Here is a 24407-nt window from a genome sequence, read left to right on the forward strand (position 1 = left end):
ACCCACCACGCCCCGGCGGACGAGTCCGCCACCGCCCCTGACGACGACGCCGGAGGCTCCCGGCCACTGCGTCGGCGGGTCAGGGGTGCCACCCTTCGTACGGGCGCCGACGCCGCCGCCCAGCAAGCCGCCCGGCAGGCCCCCCGGCCCGCCGACGCGGACGCCGTCCGCTCGGCCCTCGAAGAGTTCGAGGCCGCCGTAGAGCAGGCACATCGCGACAGCGACACCCTCACGGGCCTGCGTGCCCCGGACGCGAACCACCCGCACGACCGGAACCACCTCCCGAAAGGAGCGGAGCAGTGAGTACGTCGACAGGTGACACTCCCACGGGGGGCACCACGCCGGCCGATCTGCAGGCAGCCGCGGCCGATTTCAACTGGCTGCTCAACCGTTTCGCGACGGAGACCGCGGGTGTCGTCGACGCCATCGCGGTGTCCTCCGACGGCCTGCTGATCGCCGTGGCCGAACTGCGTGAACACGCCCACTCGGAGCGGCTCGGGGCCATCGTCTCCGGCATCACGAGCCTCGCCGCCGGAGCCTCCGGCAACTACGGTCTCGGCGGCCTGAACAAGGTCATCATCGACCTGGAGGGCGGCCACGTCCTCGTCTCCGCGATCGGCAGCGGCGCCGTCCTCGGCGTCGTCACCGACAAGGAGGCCAAGCTCGGCAACATCGCCTACGAGATGACGCTGTTCGCCAACCGTGCCGGTTCCGCGCTCAACCCCCAGCTGGTGCTCCAGCTGAAGAACAGCGTCGGCGCCGCTTCGGCTCGGTGACCGGTCCCCGACCGGTCGAGAGAGGAACAGCCACACATGCCCGACGGCCGCACTCCGAGCGGTGCCGGCGCGGACGGGGCCACACCCCCGGGTCGCGATCCGGTGCGCACGCCTTCCGCCGTACGGCCGTTCCTGGTCACCGCCGGCCGGGTGGCGGGTGCGGGTGCGGCCGCCTCCGGGCGGCCGATCCCGGTCGAGACCCAGGTGGTGGCCACGGCCGCCGGGCTCGACGTGCTCGACCGGCTCTCCTTCGAGCAGCACGACATCGTCGCCGCCTGCCGGCAGCCGCAGTCCCTCGCGGAGATCGCGGCCCGGCTGCGGCTGCACCTGAACGTGGTGCGGGTCCTCGCCGAGGACCTGCGTGCCGCCGGGCAGTTGACGGTGCACGTGCCCAACTCCGACATCACCCATGACGCAACCGTCCTGCGAAGGGTCATCGATGGCCTCCGCGCCATCCCCAACTCCCGGGGAGTACTCCGTGACACCGACTGAACCGGTCGCCCGCGGTGCGGCTGCACAGACCGCCGTACGACCGCCGCTGCCGGTGAAGATGGTCGTCGCGGGCGGCTTCGGCGTGGGCAAGACCACCACCGTGGGCGCGATCTCCGAGATCGAGCCGCTCACCACCGAGGCCGCCATCACCGAGGTCGCGGCGGGCGTGGACGACCTGTCCCACACCCCGCGCAAGACCACCACCACGGTCGCGATGGACTTCGGCTGCATCACCATCGACCCCACGCTGAAGCTGTACCTCTTCGGTACGCCCGGGCAGGACCGGTTCGGCTTCATGTGGGACGACATCGTGGAGGGCGCGGTCGGCGGTCTCGTCATCGTCGACACCCGGCGCCTCGACGACTGCTACGCCGCGGTCGACTACTTCGAGCACAAGCAGATCCCGTTCGCGGTCGCCCTCAACGCCTTCGACGGCAAGATCGAGCACTCCCTGGACGAGGTCCGCTGGGCCCTGGACGTCAACGAGCGCGTCCCGGTCCTCGCCTTCGACGCCCGCGAACGCGGCTCGGTGCGGGACGCGTTGCTGGTCGTGCTGGAGCTGGCGCTGGCGCGCACGGAGAACTGACGGCAAAGGAAAGGGAGATGGGGAGGGCCGTTGCCGGTCCTCCCCATCTCCCTTTGCGTACAGGGGTGTTCAGTGGCTCAGTTGCTCCTGCGAACCCCGGGTGACACCGCGAGTCGTGCGATGCCCCAGAAGACGCCGAGCGTCACCAGGGCCATCCCGGCGACCAGGGTGGCGCCGCCGACGACCTTCTCGTAGTTCTTCTGGTAGAGGCCGTCGATGATGTAGCGGCCGAGGCCGCCGAGGCTGACGTAGGCCGCGATGGTGGCCGTGGAGACGATCTGGATGGCGGCCGAGCGCAGGCCGCTGAGGATCAGCGGGAGGGCGACCGGGAGTTCCACCTGGAACAGGACGTTCGCCTCGTTCATGCCCATGCCGCGGGCCGCGTCGACCGGGGACGGGTCGACGGAGCGCATCGCCTCGTACGTGGTGACCAGGATCGGCGGTACGGCGAGGACGACCAGCGGGATCATCACCGGGACCAGGCCGAAGCCGATCAGCACGAACATCAGCACCAGCAGGCCGAAGCTGGGCAGGGCACGGGCGGCGGTGGCGATGAGCGAGAGGGTGTTGCCGCCGCGTCCGGTGTGGCCCGTCAGCAGACCGATCGGGAGGCCGATGGCGGCGGCGATGGCGAGCGCGATCAGCGAGTACCGGATGTGCTCGACGAGACGGGTGGGGATGCCGTCGTAGCCGTGCCAGTGGGTGCTGTCGCTGAAGAACAGGTTGATGTAGTGGAGTACGTTCACCGGGCTGCGTCCTCCAGTACGAGTTCGGCCGGTTCCGGCCGGTCCTCGGCGGGGCGGGCCTTGCGGGTGCCGCGCGGCATCCAGGGCGTGAGGAGCAGTCGTACGCCGACCAGGACGGCGTCCACGACGATGGCGAGGACGGCCGTGGTGATCACGGAGAGCCAGATCAGCCGCGGCTGGTGGTAGATCTGGCCGTCGTTGAGCAGGTTGCCGAGGGCTCCCTGGTTGCCGATCAGCATGCCGACGCTGACCAGGGAGATGCTGGACACGGTCGCCACCCGCAGGCCGGCGATGATCGCGGGCACGGCGATCGGCAACTGCACCTGGAGATACCGGCGTACGGGTCCGAGGCCCATCGCGGTGGCCGCGTCGAGGGTCTCCTGGGGCACCGAGCGGACGCCGTCCACGATCGCCGGGACGAACACCACGAGGCTGTAGACGCCGAGCGGGATCATCACGGTGGTCTCGGTCTGGCCGGTGTAGTCGATGAGGACGACGAAGAACGCCAGCGAGGGGATCGCGTAGAGCACGGTCGTCACCCAGAGCACCGGCGGGTACAACCAGCGCAGCCGCACGCACAGTTGGGCGATGGGCAGCGCCACCACCAGGCCGACGAGGACCGGGATGACGGCCTCGCGCAAGTGCAGGCCGATCAGACCGAGGTAGGTGTTCTGGAGGTCGCTGGGGATGCGGAACCAGTCGTTCATCCGGCGACCTTCGCGCCGCTGCGACCCGCCGCGTGGGCGCTGCGGATCGCCTCGCCCACAGCCCCCTGCGAGACGACCCCGACCACGCGCCCGGTCCCGTCCACCCCGACCGCCCACCCGGTCGGCGACAGCACCGCCCCGTCCAGCGCGGCCCGCAGCGAGTCCTTGCCGGCCTCGAACGGGCGGCCGTAGGCGAGGAGTCGGGCGGTGTCGACGGCTCCGGCGGTGAGTGCGCCCGGCTCGCTCCAGCCCAGCGGCTTGCCGTCCAGGTCGGTGACGAGGAGGTACGGCACGTCGGGGGTGGTGCGTTCGGCGATCTGCTCGGCGGTGGAGTCGACGGCGATGATCGGGGAGGTCTTGAGGTCGAGGCCCGCGGAGGAGAAGAAGGAGAGGCGGCGGATGCCCCGGTCGGTGCCGAGGAAGTCCTCGACGAAGGCGTCCGCGGGGTCGGACAACAGCTCGGCGGGCGGGGCGAACTGGGCCAGCTTGCCGCCGGTGCGCAGCACCGCGACCATCGTGCCGAGCTTGATCGCCTCGTCGATGTCGTGGGTGACGAAGACGATCGTCTTGCCCAACTCCTCCTGGAGGCGCAGGAGTTCGTCCTGAAGTCCTTTGCGGACCACGGGGTCGACGGCCGAGAACGGCTCGTCCATCAGCAGCACCGGCGGGTCGGCGGCGAGGGCGCGGGCGACGCCGACGCGCTGCTGCTGGCCGCCGGAGAGCTGGTATGGATACCGCTTGGCGAGGGCGGCGTCGAGGCCCACCCGCTCCATGAGTTCCGTGGCCCGCGCCCTGGCCTTCTCCTTGCCCCAGCCGAGCATGCGGGGCACGGTCGCGATGTTGTCGACGATCGTGCGGTGCTGGAAGAGACCGGCGTTCTGGATGACGTAACCCATCGACCGGCGCAGCGTGTTGACCGGCTGCTTGGTGATGTCCGCGCCGTCCAGGGAGATCGTGCCCTCACTGGGGTCGATCATCCGGTTGATCATGCGCAGGGTGGTCGTCTTGCCGCAGCCGGAGGGGCCGACGAGGACGGTGATCGAGCGGTCCGGTATGTCCAAGGACAGTTGGTCGACCGCCACCGTGCCGTCCGGGTACCGCTTGGTGACTGAATCTATCCGTATCAAAGCGCCGAATACCCTTCGGATGTGGCAGAAACTGCCCGTTCCTGGCCGCTGTCTCAGGCCGTTGAGGGGAGAGTCTAGACGGCTCGTGTTGCGGGAACCTGGCGGGCACCTGAGGGGTTTTGGGTGCCGCTTCCTGGGGGTTCGACGCGGATTGACTGTGCCCTTCCTGTGAGTTCGCTGATTCTCATCGGTCGTTCAGTGAAGGCTCAGTGACCGCACAGACAGCGCCCGGATCGTCACCGTCATGAACGAACAGAACGCGGGAGGCGTCCGGCAGCGGTCGGTCGAGATCGTGGTGCCGGTGTACAACGAGGCGCACGTCCTCGCCGGCAGTGTCGGCCGTCTCCACGCATACCTCGAAACGTCCTTCCCGTTCCCGTTCACGATCACCGTGGCGGACAACGCGAGCACCGACGCCACCTGGCAGGAGGCGCTCGGCCTCACCCAGCGGCTGCCGCACGTGCACGCCGTCCACCTCGACGCCAAGGGCCGGGGCCGCGCGCTCAAGCACGTGTGGAACGAGTCCGAGGCGGACGTGGTCGCGTACATGGACGTCGACCTCTCCACCGGCCTCGAAGGCTTCCTGCCCCTGGTCGCCCCGCTCCTGTCCGGCCACAGCGACGTGGCCATCGGCAGCCGGCTGCACCGGCAGTCGGCCGTACAGCGCGGCGCCAAGCGCGAGTTCATCTCCCGCTCCTACAACCTCCTCCTCAAGGCAGGCCTCGCGGCCCTCCCCCACTCTCGGCTTCGCTCGAGCGGGGGGACCCCCACCTCGGACGCGCAGTGCGGCTTCAAGGCCGTCCGCACCGAGGTGTTCCAGGCGCTCGCCCCGCACATCGAGGACACCGCCTGGTTCTTCGACACCGAGCTCCTCGTCCTCGCCCAGCGCAACAAGCTCCGTATCCACGAGGTCCCGGTCGACTGGATCGACGACCCCGACAGCCGCGTCGACATCGTCCGTACCGCCCTCGACGACCTCAAGGGCATGCGCCGCATGTTCAAGCAGACGATCACCGGCCGCGCCCGCATCGCCGCCGTACCCCACCGCACCCGCACCACCACCCCTGTCCTGCCCGTCGGGGCGCCCGCCTCTTCCGCGGAACACCTGGAGTACGCGTCATGACGACCCTCGCCCCGCCCCCCGGTCAGGAGACCGCCCGCCGCTCGCACCGCGCGGGCCCGCCCGCCGACGGCGGTCTCAACTCCCGTGCCAGAAGGCTCTTCACGGGCCCGGAGGACGACCCGCGCTGGGCCCGCCCGGCCCTGTGGGCGATCCTGTTGCTGGCCACCGCGCTCTACGCGTGGAACCTGACCTCGATCACCGGCAACACCTTCTACGACGCGGCCGTCTACAGCGGCACCAAGAGCTGGAAGGCGTTCTTCTTCGGAGCGCTGGACTCCGGCAGCTTCATCACGGTCGACAAACCACCGTTCGCCCTCTGGGTGATGGGCCTCTCCGCCCGCGTATTCGGTTACGGCACCTGGCAGTTGATGCTGCCGATGGTCGCGGCCGGCACCGGCTCGGTCGCCCTGCTGTACCGCCAGGTCAAGCGGGACTTCGGTCCGGTCGCGGGCACGATCTCCGCACTGGTCCTCACTCTCACCCCGATCACGGTCGCCATCACCCGTGACACCAACCCGGACCCGATCCTCGTCCTGCTGATGATGCTCGGCGCCGCGGCCCTCATGAAGGCCGTCCGCAACGGGAAGTTGATGCCGCTGGTGTGGTCCGCGGTCGCGATCGGCTTCGCGTTCAACACCAAGATGATGCAGGCGTACGTCGTCCTGCCCGTGTTCTTCCTCGTCTACCTCTGGGCCACGAACGTCTCCCTCGGCAAGCGCATCCGCAACCTCGCCGTCGCCACCGTCGCGCTGGTCGTCTCCAGCGCCTGGTGGATGGTGATCGTCGACCTGATCCCCGCGTCCTCCCGCCCCTACATCGGCGGCTCCACCGACAACACGGTGTGGGACCTCGTCATCGGCTACAACGGCTTCGGCCGGATCTTCGGCGCCAGCTCCTCGGTCGGTTCGCAGGGCAACGGGGCCAGTTTCGGCGGCAGTTCGGGTCTGTACCGGATGTTCAACGAGATCATGGGCGGCCAGATCTCCTGGCTGATCCCCTTCGCCGCGATCGCCCTCGTCGGCGGTCTGGTGCTGCGCGGACGCGCTCCCCGTACCGACGCCAAGCGCGCGGCGCTGATGCTCTGGGGCGGCTGGTTCGTCCTCCACTTCCTGACGTTCTCGCTCGCCGAGGGCACGTTCCACCCGTACTACGTCACCGCCATGGCGCCCGGTATCGCGGCCCTGGCCGGTGCGGGCGGGGTGCTGCTGTACCGCGCCTTCCGTGAGGGTTCGGCGGCCAAGTGGGCCTGGGTGCTGCCGGCGGCGATCGCGGCCAGCGCCGTCTGGGCGGTCGTCCTGCTCCAGCGGGTCTCCGGCTCCGGCACGGTGTACACCGTCGCGGAGATCGTGGTCGGTATGGCGGGCATCGCTTCTGTACTCGGCCTGCTGGTCGGCCGGTTCACCAAGCGCCACCGCCTGATGGGCTTCGCGGCGCTGGCCGCGGTGGTCGCCCTCCTCGCCGGACCCGCGGCCTACTCGGTCTCGGCGGCGACCTCCTCGACCAACGGCACCAACCCGACGGCCGGTCCGAGCACCGGTGGCGGCATGGGTGGCGGCGGTGGTGGCATGGGCGGCGCGCCGAGCGGCACCAAGTCCGGTACGAAGCCCAGCGGTTCGGCCCCGTCCGGCACGCGGCCCTCGGGGAGCGGTTCGGCGCCCTCGGGCACGGGCAGCAGCAGCTCGTCGACCGGCGAGTCCACGTCCGGGTCCGGTACGCAGCAGGCCGGCGGTGGCGGTATGGGCGGCGGCTCCCAGGTCTCGTCCGAGATGATCGCGTACCTCAAGAAGCACCAGGACGGGGCGACTTGGCTGCTGGCGGTCTCCACCGACCAGACAGCGTCCTCGATCATCCTGGAGTCGGGTCAGCCCGTGATCTCCATGGGCGGCTGGTCCGGCAGCGACAACGCGATGACCCTGGCCAAGCTCAAGTCCCTGGTGAAGTCCGGCAAGTTGCACTACATCATCGTCAGCAGCGACGGCGGCCAGGGCACCGACTCCGCGATCACGGCCTGGGTCAAGGCCCACGGCACGGCGGTCAAGTCCTCGGCGTACAGCGGCAGTTCCTCCACGACCTCGACCTCATCGTCGTCGTCGACGAGCAGTGGCCTGTACCGCCTGGACGCCTCCGACGTCAGCTGAAGCACTCCCCCGCACCAACTCCCTGCCACATTTCCCGACAGGACGGGCCGCCGGTGACCCCGGCGGCCCGTCCGCTTGTCCAGGCCCGCGCAGTCTCACATCCGGGATCTCAGCACGTCGACCTCGCAGCCCGGGGCGAACGGGTCGAAGCCGTGCTCGGCCAGCCAGCGGACCACCAGCAGGCTTCGCAGCGACCACCACCCGCGGATCACGTCGAGGTCGACGTCGGTGCCGTAGCCGGCGAGGACGTCACCGAGGCGCTCCTCGTGTCCGAGCGTGAAGGTGGCGAGGTCGTACAGGGCGTCACCCGGGCCCGCCTCGGACCAGTCGATGATGCCGGTGACCTCGTCGCCGTCGACGAAGACATGCGCGATCTGAAGGTCGCCGTGTGTGAACGCCGGAGTCCAGGGCCGGAGCGCGGCCTCGGCGACCTGCCGGTTGCGGGTGACCAGGTCGGCGGGCAGGACGCCGTTCGTCACGAGCGACGCGCACTCGGCGTCGAGTTCCGCCGTCAGCGCGTCGAGGCCCTTTCCCCGGCCGGGCCAGGGCGGCAGGGGCGCGTCGTGCAGCTTCCGGATGGCGGCGCCCGCCGCGGCCCACGCCGCCGGCGACCCGGTCGACGGCCCGCCGAGACGGCCGAGTGTCGTCCCCGGGACCGCCGCGATCGCGAGCGCGGGCGGCTTGTGCCACAGGACCTCCGGCGTCGGGACGGGCGCGAGGGCCATCGCCGCGACCTCGGCGTCGATGCGCGCCTGATCGGCGTCCACCTTCAGGAACACGTCGCCGACGCGCAGGGTCGCGCGCTCGGAATGGGCGACGACGACTTCGACCTCATCCATGGGTGATCAGTATCCCGGGGACGGTCGCCGACGTCGCCGGGTTTGTCGCGGGTGCCTACGCGGCGACCGTCGCGACCGGGAATCCCGGTGTACGGCGGACCCGCCGCCCGGCGTCGACCGCGAACACCTCGCAGCCGGGCCTGGCGGCGGCCCAGTCGACGCCCTCCGGGCCCATCGCGAAGGCCGCGGTGGCCGTGGCGTCCGCCTCCGTCAGGGAGGCGGCCACGACCGAGATGCTGAGCAGGCCGGTCGCGGGCTCGCCGGTGCGTCCGTCGACGATGTGGTCGCCGCGCTCGTAGCGCGCGGAGGTCGCCACCGCCCCGTCGGTCAGCTCCAGGACCGTGCACAGCTGGTCGGCGTGTTCGGGATGCCGTACGCCCACCCGCCACGGGCCGCCGGCCACGACCACGTCGCCACCGGCGTTGAGGATGAAGCGCCGGGCGCCGGCGACGGTGAGGAGTTCCGCCGCCCGCTGCACCGACCAGCCCTTGACGACCGCGCAGGGGTCGAGGGGCCGGCCGGGCAGGCGGACGTCGAAGGCGCCGCCGGTCGCGACCCGGTACCTCTCGCAGAGGTCGAACACTTCAGTCAAATCGGCGCTGAGGTCGGGGAGTTGCAGCTCGCCGCGGTCGTAGCGGCAGACCTCGCTGTCCGGGCGGAACGGGCTGAAGCGGGCGTCGACCTCGCGCAGCCAGGCGAAGAGCGCGTCCGCGGTCTCGTCCCCGATGCCCTCGTCGTCGACACGCAGCGACACCGGGAAGCCCATCACGTGCTCGACTCGGCGCATCTCAGGCGCCCTTGGCGTCGATCGCGGCCTGGAGCGACTGGACGTAGGCGTCGCTGGTGATCGTGGCGCCGGACACCGTGTCGATCTTCGAACTCTGCGCCTTGAGGGTCTCCTCGATCAGCACCGGGACGGCCGCCGTGGTCTGCGGATGGTCCGGCTGCTGGAGCATGCTCACGGCACTGATCTTGTCGCCCTCGAAGGTCACCCGCACCTGCACGGTGCCCTTGGAGGTGTTGATCGCGGTGCCCTGGACGACCTTCTTCGAGGACGTGGAGGGGGTCGACGAAGACCCGGACGAGGAGGACGACGAGGTAACCGTAGGAGTCGGTGTCGAGACCGCCTCCGTCGTGGTCGTCGTACTCGTCGTCGTCCCGATGGACGGCTCGTAGCGCCACACGGGGATCAGCCCCGCGACGGACAGCACCAGGACCGGTATGACTCGCTTCACGTTATGTCTCTCATCCCGCCAGGCTGAAGCGTTCGAAGTGGATCTGCTGCTTGGGCACGCCCATGTCGCCGAGGCTGCGCAGCACCGCGTTCATCATCGGCGGCGGTCCGCAGAGGAAGACGTCGCGGTCGGCGATGTCCGGTACGAGCCGGGCGAGTTCGCGCGGGGCGAGCTTGTCGGGGACGGGCGGGCCGGTGACCAGGTGGAGTTGGGCGCCCTTGGCCTGGGCCAGTTCGGCCAGCTCGTCGTAGAGGACGGCGTCGCGGTCGGTGGCGACGCGGTAGATGACGACGGCGTGGCCCTCCAGGTCCTCCAGCAGGGCGCGGATCGGGGTGACGCCGACGCCGCCCGCGATGAGCAGGGACTCCGGCTTCGTGCGGTGCAGGGTGGTGAAGGCGCCGTAGGGGCCCTCGGCGAAGACGCGGGTGCCGGCCTTCAGGTGGCGGAGGGCTGCCGTGCCGGCGCCGGCCGTCTTGGCGGTGAGGCGGAGGCGGGTGCCGTCGGGGGCGGCCGAGAGGGAGAAGGGGTTGGCCTGCCACCAGCGGTCCTTGGTGAGGAACCGCCAGAGGAAGAACTGGCCTGCCTGGGCCGGGAGTTGGTGGAGGTCGCGGCCGGTGACGTAGATCGAGACGACGTTGTCGGACTCGGGGACGACCGCCTCGACCCGGAGTTGGTGGCGGAGGTTGCGCCACAGGGGGAGGATCACGCGGCCCAGGGCGACCGAGCCGAGCGCGACGCCCCAGACCGCGTACCAGTACGTCGTGGCGGCGGAGGACGCGGTGAACGTCGTACCGACCGCGACCTGGTGGGTGAAGGCGAGGACCACCGCGACGTAGGTGTAGAGGTGGATGAAGTGCCAGGTCTCGTAGGCGAGCCGGCGTCGCGCGTAGCGGGCGGAGGTCGCGCCGATGACGAGGATCAGGGCGAACGCGACGACCGCGCGCAGGATGCCCTCGGTGGTCTCGGCCAGGTCGACGACCTCGCCGACGGGGCCGGTGTCGGTGCCCTGGGCGTAGCCGAAGGCGATGAACACGAGGTGCCCGAGCAGCGTCCAGAGCAGCGCGAAGCCGGTCCAGCGGTGCCAGTTGGTGAGCCGGTCCATGCCGATCCGGCGGTCGAGCCAGGGCAGGCGGGCCACCAGCAGCAGTTGGAAGGCCATGACGAGCGCGCCGTAGAGGCCGAGGAGGCGGCCGATGACGATGAGCGCGTTGGAGGCGAATCCGGCCTGGGCGAAGAAGACGGTCACCACGGCGACGTTCGCGGCCAGCACGGCGTACAGGCCCGTGCGGGCCACCACCCTGGGGCGTATCGCCGTGGGGGGCGCAGGGGGTGATTGGACGGTCGTCACGGACGGCAGCTCCTTGATCGGGTCCTGGGAGACGAGCTTGACCTCGGGGGGCTGTCGTTTTCCTGTCGGCCACCTTTCAAGTGGTTATCGATGCGGGTGTGGCGGTGCCGCGGGTCTGGCGTCGGGAGGTGTGTGGCGCAGTATGAGCGGGTGGACAAAGTACGACTCCTCGTCGTGGACGACGACCCGCCGATCGCCGATCTTGTCGCGACGGTCGCCCGGTACGAGGGCTGGGAGGCCGCGTGCGCGTACTCCGGTGAGGAGGCGCTGACCGTGGCCGCCGAGTTCGCACCGGACATCGTGGTGCTCGACCTGATGCTGCCCGGCCTGGACGGTTTCGGTGTGCTGGACCGGCTGCGGCGCTCCGGGACGATGGTGCCGGTGGTGTTCCTCACGGCGCGCGACGCCGTGGCCGACCGGGTCGCGGGGCTGACGCGGGGCGGTGACGACTACCTGGTCAAGCCGTTCGCGGTGGAGGAGCTGATGGCCCGGCTGCGGACCGTGCTGCGGCGCAGCGCCGGGCCCGGTTTCCCGCGCTCCGTGCTGCGCGTCGCCGACCTGTCGATGGACGAGGACACCCGCGAGGTGCGCCGTGCCGACCGTCTCCTCACGCTCACCCCGACCGAGTACGAGGTGCTGCGCTATCTGATGCGCAAGTCGCCGACCGTCCTCACCAAGGCGCAGATCCTCGACCATGTGTGGGAGTACGGCTTCGGCGGCCGCTCGAACGTGGTGGAGCTCGTGGTCAGCCGCCTGCGCCGCAAGCTGGACGAGGGGCAGGATCCGCTGATCCACACCGTGCGCGGCTTCGGCTATGTGATCCGGCAGGCCGCCGAATGATCCGACGGCTGCGCCACAACTGGCGCCGGGTCCGCCTGGGCACACGCCTCGCCCTGGGCGTGGGCGTGCTCTCGCTGATCGTGTTCGCGGTCGTCGGCACGGCCCTGACGATGTACATGCGGGACTATCTGCAACGCCAGGTCAGCGACCAGATGAAGCTCGTCCAGGTCGTCCAGTCCAAGGACGCGGCGGCCCACGGCATCGTCCAGCGCAAGCCGTACTACGGCTGGTACACGGCCGTCTACGACGTCTCCGGCACGACTCCGAAACTGCGCGAGCCCTCGGACGTACCGGACGACACCCGCGCGCTCACCGCCCTCGCCAAGACGATGGCGCACTCCACCAAGGAGATCACGCGCACGGTGACGATCGACGGCGAGGGCACCTACCGGCTGCGGGCCTGCGAGGTCGAACCCGGTGTGGTCCTGGTGAGCGCGGCCCCGCTGGCGGACGTGCAGAGCACGGTGCGGCAGCTGGTCACGGTGCAGGTGGTGGCGTTCGCGCTGGCGTTGCTGGTGCTGGTGGTCATAGGGCGGAACCTGCTGCGGCGCGGGCTGCGGCCGCTGAGCGACATGGCGACGACGGCCCACGGCATCACCTCGCACGACCTCACCGACTCGGCGGCCCGGCTGCCGCTGCGCGCCGAGCGGGGCGACGGCGGGCCCGAGGTGGAGGAGCTGCGCACCGCGTTCAACACGATGCTGGAGCACATCGACGACTCGCTCGCGGTGCGCGCGGAGGCGGAGCAGCGGCTGCGCCGGTTCGTCGCGGACGCCTCGCACGAGCTGCGGACCCCGCTGATGTCGGTGCGCGGCTACGCGGACCTGTTCCAGTACGCGGCCGCGAACGTCCCCGAGGAGCGCGACAAGCATCTGGCCCGGCTGCGCGCCGAGGCCGCCCGCATGGGCGTCCTCCTCGACGACCTCCTCCTGCTGGCCCGCCTCGACGCGGCGGACGTGGAGACGCCTCTACGGCCGGAGGACGCGGACCTGGTGGAGCTGGTGGGGCAGGCGGCGGACGCCTTCCGTGCCGGGCACCGGGACCACCCGCTGACGGTGTCGGTGCCCGAGTCCCCGGTCCGGCTGCGCGTCGACCCGGTCCGCGTCCGGCAGGTGCTGGACAACCTGCTGGCCAACGCGGCCGTGCACACCCCGGCCGGGACGCGGGTGTCGGTGTCGTTGTCGGTCGCCGCCGGCGTCGCGTCGGTGCGGATCGCCGACGCGGGCCCCGGTATCCCGGAGGACGACCGGGCCCGGGTCTTCGACCGCTTCTACCGGGTCGACAAGGCCCGCACCCGGGACCGGGGCGGCAGCGGGCTGGGCCTCGCGGTGGCCCGGTCGCTGGCGAAGGCGCACGGCGGCACCGTGGAGCTGACGTCCGAGCCCGGCGCGACGGTCTTCACGGTGACGATCCCGCTGGGGCCGGCCTCGTCCCCTTTGTCTCCCTAGGCCGGGCACCGGGCGTGCGCCTACCATGGGTGACGTGGCGTCACCTGAGGCTCAGGACCATCAACTGGCTCTGTTTTATCGGCAGTTGTCGTGCCTCCAGGCCGAGAGGTCACCGTCACATACCGCGCCACACGTTGTCGTAGGCCGCGTCCTCGACGCTCTTCCGCTGCCGTACGGCCTCCAGCTCCGTCACCGCGTCGTGGACCACCGCGATGACCGTGTCCAGCGACTCGTCGGTGACCTTCGCGGAGTCCTCGTCGGACACCTCGCGGATCCCGGCGGCCGCGGCGAGCTGGGCGAGGACGGGTTCGTCCTGAGCCCAGCGGTCCGCCGCGCGGCTGCGGGCCGGGGAGTCGACCAGGGCCGTCCGGCCGGTGCGGACCGGGATCCAGCGCCCGCGCTGCCGGGCGACCAGCCCCTCCGCCTCCAGCGCGGCGAGATAGGCGGAGGACAGGCCGCGCCCGCGCCGCCACAGCCAGTCCTCGACCGACTCGTACGGCGTCTCCCGCACGAGGGCGGCCGCGGCCTGGTCCAACAGGCCGTCCCCCAAAGGAACTTGGGGGTTCGGCACGATCAGGTCGCCGTCCAGTACGACGGCTTCGGCGGCGAGGAGGTCGACCACCTCCGCTCCGGCGAGCGCGAGCGACAGGTCACCCGTCTCGACGGGGCGGTCGGGTGCGACATCCATGGCGACGATCATCAGGTCCCGCGGTGTGCTCATGGGTGCCAACCTAGCGCGGCTTATGCGAGGAGGCACCGACACCCAACGTTTACATAATTCCGCCCCGCCGTCAGCGGTGTTTCGGGACTGTGAGCCTCGTATGAATAGCAGGGGCTTTTGGACCGCTTGCGCCACTGCGGTCCGAGTGGTGTGCCCTCTGAAGGAAATTGGCAGGGTTTTCGGTTGTTTGGGACCCTGTTCCGGCTGGCCGGATCACCTCCATCAACCAGTTGCTCACCTCGGCGTTGTTGACCGACGAGTAACCGGGGGGCTAGCTTTCCATCAGCTCTCTTGCGCCTCTGCGATTACGTTCGGCGCACCCCCGCCGAAACCCCCCACCGTGCCATTTCACCGTTTATTCGGAGAATCATGACGCCTGTCGCGCGCGCCGAATGCATGATCATTGGAATCACCCCGTTCCATGAGCCGGATGCCCGACTCGCGGCGGCCGTCAGCCGCGCCGGCGGGCTGGGGGTACTGGACCTGGGAAATGGCGACCGAAGAACCAGAGAGGCCCTGGCGCGAATCCGCCGCTGGTCCCCGGGCCCTTTCGGGGTACGGGTCGGGCCGCACTGCCGGATCCGTCCCGGTGACCTCACGACGGGCACCGGCGCCGCCCCGCACACCGTGGTCCTCACCGCGGACGCTCCCTGGCGGGTCGACGAGGTCGTCGCGGAGCACCGGGTGCTGGTCGAGGTCACCGACCCGGACCAGGCGCTGGCCGCGGTCCGCGCCGGTGCGCACGGGCTGATCGCCCGGGGCGCCGAAAGCGGCGGCCGGGTGGGCGAGTTGAGCACCTTCGTGTTACTCCAACGGCTGCTCGCCGAGCCCGGTGTGGACGTCCCGGTCTGGGCCTGCGGCGGCATCGGCCCCCGTACGGCCGCCGCGGCCGTGGCCGGTGGCGCGGCCGGGGTCGTCCTCGACAGCCAACTGGCCCTGCTCGCCGAGTCGGTCCTGCCGGAGGCGGCAGCCGCCGCGCTGCGCTCGATGGACGGCTCCGAGACCACACTGGTGGCCGGTCACCGCGTGCTCCTGCGGCGCGGACCCGACGCCCCCCAGGTGCCCGCCGACCGGGTGTCCGAACTGCTCGGCGCCCGCGACCCGCGCACCCAGTTGCTGCCGGTCGGCCAGGACGGTTTCCTGGCCGCGCGCTTCGCGGAACGCTGGGGCGACGCGGGTCGCACGGTGCGCGAACTGACCGCCGCCATACGGGAGTCGGTACGGGACGAGGGCCCCGCCGACGCGCTGCGCGCCGGTTCCCCCATGAGCCGGACCCTCGGCACCCGGCTCCCCGTCGCCCAGGGCCCGATGACCCGTGTCAGCGACCAGGCGGAGTTCGCCGCGGCCGTCGCCGAGGGCGGCGCCCTGCCGTTCGTCGCGCTGGCCCTGTCGAGCGGCGAGCAGTCGCGGACGGTGCTGGCCGAGACCCGCGCCGCCGTGGGGATGCGGCCCTGGGGTGTCGGGGTGCTCGGCTTCGCGCCCGAGGAGATGCGCAACGCCCAGCTCGAAGCCGTACGGGAGTTGGAGCCCACGCACGCGATCATCGCGGGCGGACGCCCCTCCCAGGCCGAGGCGCTGGAGCGGGCCGGGATCTCCACCTTCCTGCATGTGCCCTCGCCGGGGCTGCTGCGGCAGTTCCTGGACGCGGGGATGCGCAAATTCGTGTTCGAGGGCTCCGAGTGCGGGGGCCATGTCGGACCGCGCGGCAGCTTCCCCCTCTGGGAGGCCCAACTCGCCGTCCTGGACGACTTCTTGGAGAAGGCCGACCCGGGTACGGCCGAGCGCATCGAGGTGTTCTTCGCGGGCGGCGTCCACGACGGACGCTCGGCGGCGATGGTGGCCGCCCTCGCCGCACCGCTCACCGCGCGCGGCGCCGCCGTCGGCGTACTGATGGGCACCGCCTATCTGTTCACGGAGGAAGCGGTGACGCGCGGGGCAGTACAGCCCCTGTTCCAGGAGCAGGTCGTCCGGGCCACTCGCACCGCGCTCCTTGAGACCGCGCCCGGCCACGCCACCCGCTGCGTGCCGAGCCCGTTCAGCGACAACTACCTCGATTTCGAGGCCCGGTTGCGCGAGCAGGGCGTACCCGACCGGCAGATCTGGGAGAAGCTGGAGCGGCTCAACGTCGGCCGGCTGCGCATCGCGAGCAAGGGTGTCGAGCGGGACGCGGACGGTGCGCTGACCGCCGTGGACGAGCAACGCCAGCTCGCCAAGGGGATGTTCATGGCCGGCGAGGTCGCCGTGCTGCGTTCGGCGATCACCACGATCGACGCCCTGCACCGCTCGGTGACCGAGGAGGCCGCCGACTTCCTGGCCGACAGCGCGCGAACCGCCCGCGCCCGCCTGGGAGTTGAGGAGACGGCCGAGCCGGAGGCACCGGCCCCCCTGGACATCGCTGTCATCGGCATGGCGTGCATGTTCCCGCAGGCGCCCGACCTCCCCACGTTCTGGGCGAACATCCTCGGCGGCCGCGACTCCGTCGACGAGGTCCCGCCCGACCGCTGGGACCCCGCCGTCCACTACTCCGCCGACAAGGACGGCGCCACCCCGTCGAAGTGGGGCGGCTTCCTGCCGCGCATCCCCTTCGACCCACTGCGCTACGGCATCCCGCCGACCTCCCTCGGCAGCATCGAACCGGTGCAGCTGCTGGCCCTCGAAGCGGCCCGGCGTTCGCTGGAGGACGCCGGATACGGCGACCGGGGGCGGGAGTTCGACCGTGCGCGCACCTCCGTGGTGTTCGGCGCGGAGGCGGGCAGCGACCTGTCCAACGCGACCACGCTGCGCGCCGTACTGCCCTCCTACTACGGGAAGATCCCGCAGGGCATCGAGGAGCAACTCCCCACGCTCACCGAGGACTCCTTCCCCGGGATGCTCTCCAACGTCATCTCGGGCCGCATCGCCAACCGGCTCGACCTCGGCGGCGCCAACTTCACGGTCGACGCGGCCTGCGCGTCCTCGCTGGCCGCCGTCGACGTGGCGTGCAAGGAACTCGTGGGCGGCACCAGCGATGTCGTGCTGTGCGGGGGCGCCGACCTCCACAACGGCATCAACGACTACGTCCTCTTCTCCTCCGTGCACGCCCTCTCCCCCACCGGCCGCTCCCGCGCCTTCGACAGCTCGGCCGACGGCATCGCGCTCGGCGAGGGCGTCGCCTGCGTGGTCCTCAAGCGGCTCGCGGACGCGGAGCGGGACGGCGACCGGATCTACGGCGTCATCAAGGGAGTTGGCAGCTCCAGCGACGGCCGCTCCCTGGGCCTGACGGCACCCCGCCCCGAGGGTCAGCGGGCCGCACTGGAACGGGCGTACCGCAACGCGGGCGTCTCCCCCTCCGAGGTCGGCCTGGTCGAGGCGCACGGCACCGGGACGGTCGTCGGCGACCGGACCGAACTCTCCATCCTCAGCGAGGTGTTCACCGAGTCCGGTGCGGAGACGGGCAGTTGCGCGCTCGGCTCGGTCAAGTCCCAGATCGGGCACACGAAGTGCGCCGCGGGACTCGCCGGTCTCATCAAGACCGTGCTGTCCCTCTACACCGGCGTGAAGCCGCCCACCCTGCACATGAAGAAGCCCAACTCGGCCTGGCAGGAGGACAGCAGCCCGTTCGTCTTCCACGCCAAGCCACGACCCTGGGCGGCCCCCGCCGAGGAACGCGTCGCGGGGCTCAGCGCGTTCGGCTTCGGCGGCACCAACTTCCATGCGGTGATCGGGGCGTACGGCGAGGCGGTTCCGCCTGCGCAGGGTCTGGACGCGTGGCCCGCCGAGCTGCTGACCTTCCGGGGTGCGGACCGGGCGGCGGCGCGGCGGGGCATCGAGGAGACCCTGAAGCTCGCGGAGACCGGTCACTGGAAGCTGCGCGACCTCGCGCTGAGCGCGTCACGGCGCTCCGACGCCCGGCAGGAGCCGGTGCAGGCGGCGGTCGTGGCGCGGGATGTGGAGGGGCTGGCCGGGCAACTGCGGCGGGCGTTGGCCGGTGAACACGATCCGGCCGGGGGCATCCATCTCGCGGCGGCGAAGGCCGGGGCTGCGACCCAGGCCCACGCCGGCTCGGACACCAGTACCGGCAAGGTCGCGTTCCTCTTCCCCGGCCAGGGCAGCCAGCGCCCCGGCATGCTCGCCGACGTCTTCATCGCGTTCCCCGAGTTGCAGCACTATCTGCACCTCGGCCGCGACCACGCCGACGCGCTCTACCCGCCCACCGCCTTCGACGACACCGCCCGCGACCGCCAGCAGGCGGGCCTCACCGACACCCGGGTCGCGCAACCCGCCCTGGGCATCGCCGGGTTGGCCGCGCACGCCCTGCTCACCGAGGCGGGCGTACGGCCCGACATGGCGGCCGGGCACAGTTACGGCGAGTTGGTCGCCCTGTGCGCGTCCGGTGCGATCGCGCCGGAGGCGCTGCTGGAGCTGAGCGCCGAGCGTGCGGCGGCGATCCTCGAAGCCACGGGCGCGGACGACCCGGGAACCATGGCCGCGGTGGCGGCCGGTGCCGAGGACGTCGAGCAGGCCCTGAAGACGGCGAACGCACCCGACTCCGTCGTCGTCGCGAACCACAACTCGCCCCGTCAGACGGTGATTTCGGGCCCGACGGAGGCAGTCGCCACCGCCGTACGGCTCCTGCGCGACGCCGGTCTCGGCGCCAAGCGCATCCCGGTGGCCTGCGCCTTCCACAGCCCGATGGTGGCGAGGGCCGGCGAACGGTTCGCGGCCGCCCTCGCTCAACGGGCCGTGCTCGCACCCGAGTTCCCCGTCTGGTCCAACCGGACGGCGGCCCCGTACGGCGAGGACGCCGACGCGGTCCGGGCCGAACTCGCCGCGCAGATAGGCTCGCCGGTCGGCTTCGTCGCGCAGATCGAGGCGATGTACGAGGCGGGAGCCCGGGTCTTCGTCGAGGCCGGACCCGGCTCCGTGCTGACCCGGCTGGTCGACCAGATCCTCGGCGACCGCCCGCACCGCACGGTCGCGTGCGAGCCCCGGCAGGACAGCGGGCTGCGCGGCTGGCTCGACGCGCTGGCCCAACTGGCCGTCGCGGGGCTGCCGGTGCGCACCGGATGGCTGTTCAACGGGCGCGACGCCGTCGACGCGGCCCGGACCCCCGTGCCCTCGCGACCCGGCTGGACGGTCGACGGACAGCTCGTCCGTACCGCCGCCGGAGCACTCCTGCCCGGTGCCCTCGCACCGGCCCGACGCGTTGTGGAGACGACTGTGACGACGAACCCTCAGGACGGTGCCCCCGTCGAGGCGAACAGGGACGCGCTCATCTCCGAATTCCTGCGCACCAGCCGGGAGATGGTGGCCGCGCAACGGGATGTGCTGATGACGTACTTCGGCGCGGCGCAGGGGGCGCCGCCCCAGGGAACGTGGGTCCCGGCCCCGGCACCCGCCGCGATCGAGGCCCTGCCACAGATACCCGCCCTGCCGGCGGCGGCACCCATACCTCAACAGCCCACAGCGCAACCGGAGTTGGCTGCCCCGGCGGCCCCAGAAGCCGTCACCGAGGCCGACGTGCTCCGGGTCGTCCTGGAGATCATCAGCGAGCGCACCGGTTATCCCGTCGACATGATCGAGCCCGACCTCGATCTGGAGGCGGACCTCAGCATCGACTCCATCAAGCGCGCCGAGATCGCCGGTGAACTGGCCGGGCGACTGGGCATCGGCGGCGGGATGGACGTCGCCACGCTCGACGACGCCGAGTTGGAGGACCTGGCGAAGGCCCGCACGGCGGCCTCCGTCACGGGCTGGCTGTCGGCACGGCTGACGGCACCGGCGGCGACGGACGAAACTCCCCCGAGTGTCGACGCCCCCCAGGTCACGTCCCCGAGCGCCCCGCAGGACGAGGTCACCGGCGTCGCGCCGAAGCGGCTCCAACTGCGGCCGGTGCTGCTGGCGCACCAGGACGGCGACAACCCGGCGGACCCGGCATCCGTGCTGAGCGGGCGGCGGTTCGTCCTCTACGGCGACGGTGACGGCCCCGAGACGGTCGCGGCCCGGCTCTCCTCCTACGGTGCCGGCACGGTGACCGTAGGCCCCGAGCACCAACTCACCGACGCGGACGGCCAGGTGGACGGCGTGCTGTACCTCGCGCCGCTCACGGCGTCGGCGCCGGTGCTGCCCGACGCGTTCCCCGTGTTCCAGGCCGCTCTGCGGCGCGGCCCGCGTCACCTCCTCGCGGTACAGGGCGCGGACGGTGGATCGGCGGGGCTGCGCGGGCTGTTCCGTACGGTGGCCCGCGAGTACCCGGACACCGTCGCCCGGGTCGTCGAGCTGGCGGACACCGCACCGGACGCCGTCGCCGACGCGGTGATCGCCGAACTGCTGGCGCCCGGCACCGAGCCGGTCGTCCTGCGAACCGCCGCCGGACGACACGGACTTGAGCTGACGGAGACACCGCTCGGCGCGCTCGCGACGAACGGTGCCGGACCTGCCGGTGACGGAGTCGCCGAAGCATCCGCGATCGGGCTCGACCGCGACTCGGTGGTGCTGCTGGTGGGCGGCGCGCGGGGTATCACCGCGAAGTTCGCCGTCGCGCTCGCCGCCGCCTCCCGGTGCCGTATCGAACTGCTGGGCAGGACGGCCGCACCGGCAGGGCCCGAGGACCCGGCGACCGCGGGTGCCCGCACCCCGGCCGAACTGCGTGCCGCCCTCGCCGCGAAGGGCGGTGGACTCACCCCCGCCGAGATCAACCGCACCGCCGAACTCCTGCTCGCCCAAAGGGAGATCACCGCGACCCTGGACGAACTGACGGCGCTCGGCAGCCAGGCCCGCTACCACTCCGTCGACTTCCGCGAACCGGACGCCGCGCTCCAGGCGGTCAAGGAGATCCACGCCGAACACGGCCGCCTCGACGGTGTCGTCTACGCGGCCGGCGTCATCGAGGACCGGCTGATCGCCGAGAAGACCACCGAGTCCTTCCAGCGGGTCTACGGCACGAAGACGCACGGCGCCGAGACCCTGCTGTCGGCGCTGGAGGAGCTGCCCAACGGCCCTGCTTTCGCCGTCCTGTTCGGCTCCATCTCGGCCGTGCTCGGCAACCGGGGCCAGGTCGACTACGCCGCCGCCAACGACGCGCTTCAGAGCCTGGGCACCGCCTGGGCGGCCCGGACCGGGCACCGTGCGCTGACCGTGCACTGGGGTCCGTGGGCGCCCACCGGTGGCCACCACGGCATGGTCACCCCGGAGTTGGGACGCGAGTACGCACGGCGCGGCATCTCGCTGATCGACCCCGAGGAGGGCACCGCGGCCCTGCTGCGCGAGCTCGCCTGGGGCGACGGGTCGGCCGGAGCCGTCGTCTACACCGCCTCGGGCTGGTAGCCGTGACGGACCGTCAAGTGCCGGTCGCCATCGTGGGAATGTCGGTGCTGCTCCCTGGCGCCGCCGACCTCGACGCGTACTGGCGGAATCTGCTGGGCGGCACGGACGCCATCAGCGAGGTGCCGGACGGGCGTTGGGACGCGGACTACTACCGGCCGGACTCCGCGAGCGGTCCGGCCGTGGCCGACCAGGTGTACTGCCGGCGCGGCGGCTTCGTCGACGCGCTGGCCGAGGTCGAGGTCACCCGGTTCGGCATCATGCCGAACTCGGTGCCCGGCACCGAACCCGACCAGCTCATCGCCCTCCACGTGGCGGCCGCCGCCCTCGCCGACGCGGGCGGCGAGTCCCGCCTGCCCGACCGGCGGCGCGTCGGTGTCGTGCTCGGGCGGGGTGGCTATCTCACCCCGGGTCTGGTCCGGCTCGACCAGCGGGTCCGTACGGCGGGCCAACTCGTCCGAACCTTGGGCGAGTTGCTGCCCGACCTGGACCCCGGCCAGCTCGACCGCATCCGCTCCGCGTTCACCGAGCGGCTCGGCCCCGACAGTCCCGAGTCGGTCATCGGCCTGGTCCCCAACCTCGCGGCGTCCCGCGTCGCCAACCGCCTCGACCTGCGCGGCCCGGCGTACACGGTGGACGCGGCCTGCGCGTCCTCACTGATCGCGGTCGACCAGGCCGTCACCGAACTCGCCGCCGGGCGCTGCGACCTGATGCTCGCCGGGGGCGTCCACCACTGCCACGACATCACGCTGTGGAGCGTGTTCTCCCAACTGCGCGCGCTCTCCCCGAGCCAGCGCATCCGCCCCTTCCACCGCGACGCCGACGGCATCCTGATCGGCGAGGGCACAGGAGTCGTCGTCCTCAAGCGCCTCGCCGACGCCGAGCGCGACGGCGACCGGATCTACGCCGTCATCCGCGGCACCGGCGTGTCCAGTGACGGCCGCGCCGCGAGTCTCGTCAACCCCGACTCGACCGGCCAGACCCACGCCGTACGCCAGGCCTGGCAGGCGGCGGGACTGGACCCCGCGCTGCCCGGCTCCATCGGCCTGCTGGAGGCGCACGGAACGGCGACACCCGCCGGTGACACGGCCGAACTGGCCACGCTGGCCGAGGTGTTCGGGGACACGGGCACATCCCGGGGCCGTGCGGTGATCGGCTCGGTGAAGTCGATGATCGGCCACACGATGCCGGCCGCCGGAGTCGCCGGACTGGTCAAGGCCGCCCTCGCCGTCCACCACGGCATGCTCCTGCCGACCCTGCACTGCGACGACCCGCATCCGGCGCTCGCGGCGACCCGGTTCCGTCCGCTGGAGAAGGCGGCGCCCTGGGAGACCACTCCCGAACAGCCGGTGCGCCGTGCGGCCGTCAACGCGTTCGGGTTCGGCGGCATCAACGCGCATGTCGTGCTGGAGGAGGCAACGGGAGCGCGCGCGTCACGTTCGGCGGGGGTGGTCGACGACCCGGAACGCACGAACGCCCCCGCTCGCACAGCCTCCGTGGCCGAGCCGGAACGCGTGCTGATGCTCGCCGCCGACAGCCCCGAGGCCCTGGCCGCGCTGCTGGACGCGGACGACTCCGCCCTCCTGGCCGCGGGCAACACCCCCGCCGCCTCGGGCCGTTCCCGCCTCGGCATCGTCGCCCCGGACGCCAAGCGGCTCGCGCTGGCACGCCGGGCGATCGCCAAAGGGCGCGCGTGGCAGGGCCGTAGTGACGTGTGGTTCACGCCGAGCCCGCTGATCGGGCCCGGCGCGGGAAAGCTGGCGTTCGTCTTCCCGGGCCTGGAGGGCGACTTCACCCCCCGGGTCGAGGACGTCGCCGCGCACTTCGGACTCCGCGAGAACCGGTCCGCAACTCCCGCTCAGGTGGGGGACGTCGGCCGTCACGGCTTCGATGTCGTCGGCGTCGGGCGGCTGTTGGACGCCGCGCTGCGCACGATGGGCGTCGTCCCGGACGCGGTGGCCGGACACAGTGTCGGTGAGTGGACCGCGATGACGGCCGCCGGGGTGTACGCGCCGGACGAGGTCAGCGACTTCATGGAGGCCTTCGACCCCGACTCGGTGACGGTCCCCGGCCTCGCCTTCGGGGCGATCGGGGCCCCGGCCGAGCGCGTGCTCTCGGCGCTCGCCGCCGACTGGCCGGACGCCGGAATCGTGCTCTCCCACGACAACGCGCCGGGCCAGTCGATGGTGTGCGGACCGGACGAGGCCGTCGACGAGTTCGTGCGGTCCTTCCGCGCGCAGGGTGTCCTGAGTCAGGTCCTCCCGTTCCAATCCGGCTTCCACACACCGATGTTGAAGCCGTACCTCGCCCCGATCGAGGAGGCCGCGAACCGCTTCCGCCTGCACCCGCCGACGGTCCCCCTCTGGTCCGGGACCACCGCCTCGCCGTACCCCTCGGACGAGAAGGCGGTCCGCGAACTCTTCATCCGGCACCTGCTGGAGCCCGTGCGCTTCCGCCAACTCGTAGGGGCCATGTACACCGCCGGCCACCGCGCCTTCGTCCAGGTCGGCACCGGCCAACTCGGCTCCCTCATCGACGCCACACTCAGCGGACGGGACCACCTGGTCGTCGCCGCCAACTCGCCCCACCGCACCGGACTGGCCCAACTCCGGCGCGTGGCCACGGCGTTGTGGTCGGCAGGCGCACCGGTGGACCCGACGACACTGGCCCCGCAGAAGCCGGCTTCACGACGGGAACGGCCCCCGGTGCGGCTCGACCTGGGCGGCGCGCTGGTGTCCCTCGACGCCCCGACCTTGGTGAAGCTACGGGCGGAACTACGCACACCGGCCGCCGCGACCGCACCGGCCCTCGCCGCGCTGTCCCCCCTCGACGCCCTCACCGACCGCTTCCCGGCCGCCGCCGAACTGCACGCGCTCATGCGCGACACCGCGGACACGGCCGCCCAACTCATCAGCGCGGGCAGCCGTCGTGCCGTAACGACCGCCCCCGCACTCGCGCCCCGGGGGTCCGCCCCCGTTC

The 24407-nt window shown here is 71.8% G+C and carries 17 protein-coding genes and 1 pseudogene; 10 read left to right on the forward strand and 8 right to left on the reverse strand.

Features of this window, described 5'->3' with window-relative positions; all coding sequences use genetic code 11:
• The 4 genes and pseudogenes from AC31A1_RS19235 to AC31A1_RS19250 all read left to right on the forward strand — a co-directional run.
• A pseudogene (locus AC31A1_RS19235) lies at positions 1-303 on the forward strand (ATP-binding protein); the annotation flags it as partial.
• Positions 300-776, forward strand: a complete 477-nt coding sequence (locus AC31A1_RS19240) for a roadblock/LC7 domain-containing protein (RefSeq protein ID WP_019062808.1) — start codon at positions 300-302, stop codon at positions 774-776. The pseudogene AC31A1_RS19235 and the gene AC31A1_RS19240, both read left to right, overlap by 4 nt.
• A 36-nt stretch (positions 777-812) precedes the next feature.
• Positions 813-1268, forward strand: a complete 456-nt coding sequence (locus AC31A1_RS19245; RefSeq protein WP_489654474.1) for a DUF742 domain-containing protein — start codon at positions 813-815, stop codon at positions 1266-1268.
• A complete protein-coding gene (locus tag AC31A1_RS19250; RefSeq protein ID WP_366493122.1) occupies positions 1255-1854 on the forward strand; it encodes a GTP-binding protein in 600 nt (199 codons plus the stop codon). The genes AC31A1_RS19245 and AC31A1_RS19250 overlap by 14 nt, the downstream gene beginning before the upstream one ends.
• Positions 1855-1931: 77 nt before the next feature.
• Here the strand turns inward: AC31A1_RS19250 and AC31A1_RS19255 are convergent, their stop codons facing one another.
• Genes AC31A1_RS19255 through AC31A1_RS19265 form a run of 3 tightly spaced genes read right to left on the reverse strand, consistent with a single transcriptional unit; the run spans position 1932 to position 4434 of the window.
• Positions 1932-2600, reverse strand: coding sequence for an ABC transporter permease (locus AC31A1_RS19255; protein WP_489654475.1), 669 nt, complete (start codon positions 2598-2600; stop codon positions 1932-1934).
• Complete coding sequence (locus tag AC31A1_RS19260; RefSeq protein ID WP_489654476.1) at positions 2597-3307, reverse strand: ABC transporter permease; 711 nt, start codon at positions 3305-3307, stop codon at positions 2597-2599. The genes AC31A1_RS19255 and AC31A1_RS19260 overlap by 4 nt, the downstream gene beginning before the upstream one ends.
• Positions 3304-4434 carry an ABC transporter ATP-binding protein gene (locus AC31A1_RS19265; RefSeq protein WP_489654477.1) on the reverse strand — a complete coding sequence of 377 codons (1131 nt, stop codon included), beginning with the start codon at positions 4432-4434 and terminating at the stop codon, positions 3304-3306. Before AC31A1_RS19265 ends, AC31A1_RS19260 begins: the two co-directional genes overlap by 4 nt.
• Positions 4435-4678: 244 nt before the next feature.
• Between AC31A1_RS19265 and AC31A1_RS19270 the strand changes: the two genes are divergently transcribed.
• Positions 4679-5557 (forward strand): glycosyltransferase, encoded by an 879-nt coding sequence (locus tag AC31A1_RS19270; protein WP_489654478.1) that lies wholly within the window; start codon positions 4679-4681, stop codon positions 5555-5557.
• The gene (locus AC31A1_RS19275; protein ID WP_489654479.1) at positions 5554-7695 is read left to right on the forward strand and encodes an ArnT family glycosyltransferase; all 2142 of its coding nucleotides are present in this window, start codon (positions 5554-5556) and stop codon (positions 7693-7695) included. Before AC31A1_RS19270 ends, AC31A1_RS19275 begins: the two co-directional genes overlap by 4 nt.
• Before the next feature lie 95 nt (positions 7696-7790).
• On the opposite strand, the gene AC31A1_RS19280 is transcribed toward AC31A1_RS19275, so the two are convergent.
• From AC31A1_RS19280 to AC31A1_RS19295, 4 genes are read right to left on the reverse strand one after another with little or no spacing between them, the layout of a single operon-like run.
• Positions 7791-8534, reverse strand: a complete 744-nt coding sequence (locus tag AC31A1_RS19280; RefSeq protein ID WP_489654480.1) for a phosphotransferase family protein — start codon at positions 8532-8534, stop codon at positions 7791-7793.
• Positions 8535-8589: 55 nt separating this feature from the next.
• Complete coding sequence (locus tag AC31A1_RS19285; protein ID WP_489654481.1) at positions 8590-9321, reverse strand: FAD:protein FMN transferase; 732 nt, start codon at positions 9319-9321, stop codon at positions 8590-8592.
• Between the two features lies 1 nt (position 9322).
• Complete coding sequence (locus tag AC31A1_RS19290) at positions 9323-9769, reverse strand: FMN-binding protein (RefSeq protein WP_489654482.1); 447 nt, start codon at positions 9767-9769, stop codon at positions 9323-9325.
• A gap of 10 nt (positions 9770-9779) precedes the next feature.
• Positions 9780-11117 (reverse strand): ferredoxin reductase family protein, encoded by a 1338-nt coding sequence (locus tag AC31A1_RS19295; RefSeq protein WP_489654483.1) that lies wholly within the window; start codon positions 11115-11117, stop codon positions 9780-9782.
• 150 nt (positions 11118-11267) lie between these two features.
• Here AC31A1_RS19295 and AC31A1_RS19300 point away from each other — a divergent pair, with 150 nt between their 5' ends.
• Positions 11268-11957, forward strand: a complete 690-nt coding sequence (locus tag AC31A1_RS19300; RefSeq protein ID WP_489654484.1) for a response regulator transcription factor — start codon at positions 11268-11270, stop codon at positions 11955-11957.
• Positions 11954-13405 (forward strand): sensor histidine kinase, encoded by a 1452-nt coding sequence (locus AC31A1_RS19305; protein WP_489654485.1) that lies wholly within the window; start codon positions 11954-11956, stop codon positions 13403-13405. Before AC31A1_RS19300 ends, AC31A1_RS19305 begins: the two co-directional genes overlap by 4 nt.
• A gap of 115 nt (positions 13406-13520) precedes the next feature.
• Here AC31A1_RS19305 and AC31A1_RS19310 read toward each other — a convergent pair whose 3' ends face one another.
• Complete coding sequence (locus tag AC31A1_RS19310) at positions 13521-14126, reverse strand: GOLPH3/VPS74 family protein (protein WP_489654486.1); 606 nt, start codon at positions 14124-14126, stop codon at positions 13521-13523.
• A gap of 396 nt (positions 14127-14522) precedes the next feature.
• Here AC31A1_RS19310 and AC31A1_RS19315 point away from each other — a divergent pair, with 396 nt between their 5' ends.
• The gene (locus AC31A1_RS19315; RefSeq protein ID WP_489654487.1) at positions 14523-21431 is read left to right on the forward strand and encodes an SDR family NAD(P)-dependent oxidoreductase; all 6909 of its coding nucleotides are present in this window, start codon (positions 14523-14525) and stop codon (positions 21429-21431) included.
• Between the two features lie 38 nt (positions 21432-21469).
• A partial coding sequence (locus tag AC31A1_RS19320) for a beta-ketoacyl synthase N-terminal-like domain-containing protein (RefSeq protein ID WP_489654488.1) occupies positions 21470-24407 on the forward strand: 2938 nt, incomplete at its 3' end.

It is taken from the genome of Streptomyces sp. P5F9, from assembly GCF_057961495.1.